Source organism: Lactobacillus sp. XV31L, from assembly GCF_059900865.1.
The window spans coordinates 1-5616 of the sequence record NZ_JBWXGC010000021.1 but is presented as its reverse complement, the minus strand read 5'-3'; the positions used below and the strand labels follow the sequence as shown (position 1 = coordinate 5616).

Sequence of the window (5616 nt, the reverse complement as noted above, 5' to 3'; positions counted from 1 at the left end):
CAGTTGCTTGACTTATATTAGCCTTGGCAGTTGCTGCGTCAACATCAACTCTGCTCTTTTGAGCATTCTTAGTTGCTGTATCCAATGTTGGATCGGCATCGATTTCAGCTTTAATCTTAGCAGCTTCTTGATCAATAATTGCCTGGGCACTCTTCTTCTGGTCTAAGAGCGAGGTGCTATTTGGTACGTGATCGCCATCGATCTTAGCAATACCTGCATTCTTAGCGTCTTGAACGCCTTGAGCATCGCTTGCTTGGTTGATATTGTTCTTAGCAGCTGTTGCATCTTGATCTACCTTAGCTTTTTGAGCAGTTTTGGCTGCATTGTCTAAGGATGTATCGGCATCAATGTCACCCTTGACTTTAGTTGCTTCGGCATCAATTGCGGCTTGAGCATTAGTCTTTTGATCTGGAAGAGAAACACTACCTGGTATATGGTCTGCATCAATCTTAGCAATACCATTATTTTTAGCATCCTGGACACCTTGAGCATCGCTTGCTTGGCTAATATTGTTCTTAGCAGCTGTTGCATCTTGATCTACCTTAGCTTTTTGAGTAGTTTTGGCTGCATTATCTAAAGTTGGGTCAGCGTCAATGTCACCCTTAACCTTGTTGGCTTCTGAATCAATAGCAGCTTGAGCAGCCTTCTTCTGATCCGGCAATGAAACACTGCCTGGAACATAGTCGCTATCAATCTTAGTGATTCCGGCTGAAGTTGCATCCTTCACTTCTTGAGCATTAACTGCTTGATCAATATTATTTTTAGCAGCCGCAGCATCTGAATCAACAGCAGCTTTTTGAGCCTTCTTTGTTGCAGCGTCTAAAGTTGGATCGGCATCAATCTGACCCTTAATCTTAGTTGCCTCAGTATCAATAGTTGCCTTAGCCGTCTTCTTCTGATCTGGTAATGCAGTACTATTTGGTACATGATCACTATCAATCTTATTGATACCATCTTTCTTGGCATCTTTGACACCTTGGGCATCTGTTGCTTGGGCGATATTATTCTTAGCAATAGTGGCATCTTTGTCAACTTGAGCCTTTTGACTCTTCTTAGCTGCATCATCTAGAGTTGGGTCAGCGTCGATCTCACCTTTAATCTTGGCTGCTTCATCATCAATTGCCTTTTGAGCATCGGTCTTTTGATCTGGTAGTGAAATACTGCCAGGAATATGGTCACTGTCAATCTTGATGATACCTGCACTAGTTGCATCCTTGACACCTTGGGCGTCAGTTGCTTGACTAATATTAGCCTTGGCTGTAGCAGCATCTTTATCAACATTGCCCTTTTGAATCTTTTTAGTTGCGTCATCTAAAGTTGGGTCAGTATCTATTTCTGCCTTAACCTTAGTAGCTTCTGCATCAATAGCAGCTTGAGCACTAGTCCTTTGATCCGGAAGCGATGACTTGTTTGGAACATGGTCACCATCAATCTTAGTGATTCCGGCTTCTTTGGCATCCTTTACACCTTGAGCGTCAGTTGCATTCTTAATGGCTTCCTTAGCGGCAGCTGCGTCAGTGTCAACAGCACTCTTTTGCTTGTCTTTAGTTGCCTTATCCAAAGTAACATCGGCATCAATGTCAGCCTTGATCTTAGTTGCTTCGGCATCAATTGCGGCTTGAGCATTAGTCTTTTGATCTGGAAGAGAAACATTGCCTGGAATGTAGTCACTATCAATCTTGGCTATGCCATAATCTTTAGCATCTTTGACTGCTTGTGCATTGGCCGCATTATTAATGGCTATCTTCGCATCGGTTGCATCTTTGTCAACTTGAGCCTTTTGACTCTTCTTTGTTGCTGCATCTAATGTAGGATCGCCATCGATTTGACCCTTAACCTTAGTTGCTTCGTCATCAATTGCATTGCGCGCTTCTTTCTTCTGATCTGTAAGTGAAGTGCTGCCTGGCACGTGGTCGCTATCAATCTTAGCAATACCAGCCTTCTTAGCATCTTTGACACCTTGAGCATCAGTTGCATCATTGATAGCTTCTTTTGCTGCAGTGGCATCTTTGTCAACTTGAGCCTTTTGGCTCTTCTTAGCCGCATCATCTAAAGTTGGATCGGCATCGATTTCACCCTTGACTTTAGTTGCTTCATCATCAATTGCTTTTTGTGCACTAGCCTTTTGATCTGGTAGTGAAGCGCTGCCTGGAACATGGTCACTGTCGATCTTAGCAATACCGGCGTTCTTAGCATCTTTAACACCTTGGGCATTGGTTGCTTGAGCGATATTGTTCTTAGCAGTAGTGGCGTCTTTGTCAACTTGAGCCTTCTGTGCTGCCTTTTCTGCAGCATCTAAAGTTGGATCGGCATCAATCTCGCCTTTGACCTTAGTTGCTTCATCATCAATCGCTTTTTGAGCACTAGTCTTTTGATCTGGTAGTGAAGCACTGCCTGGGATATGGTCGCTGTCAATCTTAACAATACCTGCACTAGCTGCATCCTTGACACCTTGGGCGTCAGTAGCATGACTTATATTAGCCTTGGCAGTTGCTGCATCAGTATCAACATTGCCCTTTTGACTCTTCTTAGTTGCGTCATCTAAAGTTGGATCGGCATCAATTTCTGCCTTAACCTTAGTAGCTTCGGCATCAATAGCAGCTTGAGCACTAGTCTTTTGATCTGGTAGTGAAGTGCTGCCTGGAACGTGGTCACCATCAATCTTGATAATTCCATCATTCTTAGCGTCAATTACACCTTGTGCACTTGTTGCATTGTTAATAGCTGTTTTGGCAGCAGCTGCGTCAGTGTCAACAGCACTCTTTTGCTTGTCTTTAGTTGCCTTATCCAAAGTAACATCGGCATCAATGTCAGCCTTAATCTTAGTTGCTTCGGCATCAATTGCGGCTATAGCACTCTTCTTTTGGTCTGGAAGAGAAACATTGCCTGGAATGTAGTCACTATCAATCTTGGCTATGCCATAATCTTTAGCATCTTTGACACCTTGCGCATTAGCTGAACCATTAATAGCTTCTTTTGCTGCAGTGGCATCCTTATCAACATTAGCCTTTTGCGCTGCCTTTGTTGCTGCATCTAAGGTAGGATCGCCATCAATTTGACCCTTAACCTTAGCGGCTTCATCATTAATTGCCTTAATTGCATCTTTCTTCTGATCTGTAAGTGAAGTGCTGCCTGGGATATGGTCACTATCAATCTTAACAATACCAGCCTTCTTAGCATCTTTGACACCTTGAGCATCAGTTGCATCATTGATAGCTTCTTTTGCTGCAGTGGCATCTTTGTCAACTTGAGCCTTTTGGCTCTTCTTAGCCGCATCATCTAAAGTTGGATCGGCATCGATTTCACCCTTGACTTTAGTTGCTTCATCATCAATTGCTTTTTGTGCACTAGCCTTTTGATCTGGTAGTGAAGCGCTGCCTGGAACATGGTCACTGTCGATCTTAGCAATACCGGCGTTCTTAGCATCTTTAACACCTTGGGCATTGGTTGCTTGAGCGATATTGTTCTTAGCAGTAGTGGCGTCTTTGTCAACTTGAGCCTTCTGTGCTGCCTTTTCTGCAGCATCTAAAGTTGGATCGGCATCAATCTCGCCTTTGACCTTAGTTGCTTCATCATCAATCGCTTTTTGAGCACTAGTCTTTTGATCTGGTAGTGAAGTGCTGCCTGGGACATGGTCGCTGTCAATCTTAGCGATACCAGCATCTTTTGCATCTTTGACACCTTGGGCGTCAGTTGCTTGACTAATATTAGCCTTGGCTGCAGCTGCGTCAACATCAACATTAGTCTTCTGAGCAGTTTTAGCTGCTGTATCTAAAGTTGGATCGGCATCGATTTCAGCCTTAATCTTAGCAGCTTCATCATCAATTGCTTTCTGCGCACTAGTCTTTTGATCTGGCAATGAAGTGCTGCCTGGAACGTGGTCGCCATCAATCTTGACAATTCCATCATTCTTGGCATCAATTACACCCTGTGCACTAGTTGCATTGTTAATAGCTGTTTTGGCTGCAGCTGCGTCGGTATCAACAGCACTCTTTTGCTTGTCTTTAGTTGCCTTATCCAAAGTAACATCGGCATCAATGTCACCCTTGACTTTAGTTGCTTCGGCATCAATTGCAGCTATAGCACTCTTCTTTTGGTCTGGAAGAGAAACACTACCCGGAATGTGATCACCGTCGATTTTGGCAATTCCATCTTCCTTAGCATTCTTTATACCTTGAGCATCGGTTGCATTATTGATTGCATTCTTAGCAGCTTCAGCATCACTGTCAACGTTGCCTTTTTGGATTTTCTTAGTTGCATCATCCAAAGTTGGGTCAGCGTCAATTTCGCCCTTAATCTTAACAGCTTCATTTTCAATTGCAACTATCGCAAGTCTCTTTTGATCTGGTAGTGAAGTGCTGTTTGGCACGTGGTCGCTATCAATCTTAGCAATACCAGCAGAAGTTGCATCCTTAACGCCTTGAGCATCAGTTGCATTAGTAATAGCTGTCTTAGCATCGGTGGCATCTTGATCAACCTTAGCTTTTTGAGCTGCTTTTTCCTTACTATCTAAAGTAACATCATTATCAATGTCACCCTTGATTTTGGCAGCCTCATTATCAATAGCCTTGATTGAATCTTTCTTTTGATCCGGAAGAGAAATATTACTTGAAATGTGGTCACTATCTATTTTGATAATACCTGCATTCTTGGCATCTTTAACACCTTGAGCATCTTGTGCATTATTAATGTTAGCCTTGGCAGTTGCAGCATCTGTATCGACATTAGCTTTTTGCTTGTCTTTAGTTGCTTTGTCTAAAGACGGATCAGCGTCGATCTCACCTTTAATCTTGGTTGCTTCATCATCAATTGCCTTAATTGCATCAGTCTTTTGATCTGGTAATGAAACACTGCCAGGAATATGGTCACTATCTATTTTGACAATACCAGCGTTCTTCGCGTCATTAATACCTTGAGCATCACTAGCTTTGTTAATATTAGCCTTAGCAATGGTTGCATCAGTATCAACAGCACTCTTTTGCTTGTCTTTAGTTGCCTTATCTAAAGTAACGTCGGCATCAATTTCAGCCTTAATCTTAGTAGCTTCGGCATCAATAGCTGCCTGAGCATTTTGCTTCTGATCAGGGAGGGAAATATTGCTTGACATATGGTCACCGTCTATCTTGATAATTCCATCATTCTTAGCGTCAATTACACCTTGGGCACTTGTTGCATTATTAATAGCATCTTTGGCAGCAGCTGCGTCAGTGTCAACAGCACTCTTTTGCTTGTCTTTAGTTGCCTTATCCAAAGTAACATCGGCATCAATGTCAGCCTTGACTTTAGTTGCTTCGGCATCAATTGCGGCTATAGCACTCTTCTTTTGGTCTGGAAGAGAAATATTGCCTGGAATGTAGTCACCATCAATCTTGGCTATACCATAATCTTTAGCATCTTTGACTGCTTGTGCATTAGCTGCATTATTAATGGCTGTCTTCGCATCGGTTGCATCCTTATCAACATTAGCCTTTTGCGCTGCCTTTGTTGCTGCATCTAAGGTTGGATCGCCATCAATTTGACCCTTAACCTTAGTTGCTTCATCATTAATTGCCTTAATTGCATCTTTCTTCTGATCCGGTAGTGAAGTGCTGCCTGGAATGTAGTCACTATCAATCT

At 42.7% G+C, this 5616-nt stretch carries 1 protein-coding gene; it reads right to left on the bottom strand.

Annotated elements, in window-relative coordinates:
* The coding region (locus AC2JF7_RS08920) for a DUF1542 domain-containing protein (RefSeq protein ID WP_500728346.1) at nucleotides 1-5616 on the bottom strand (5616 nt) is incomplete at both ends.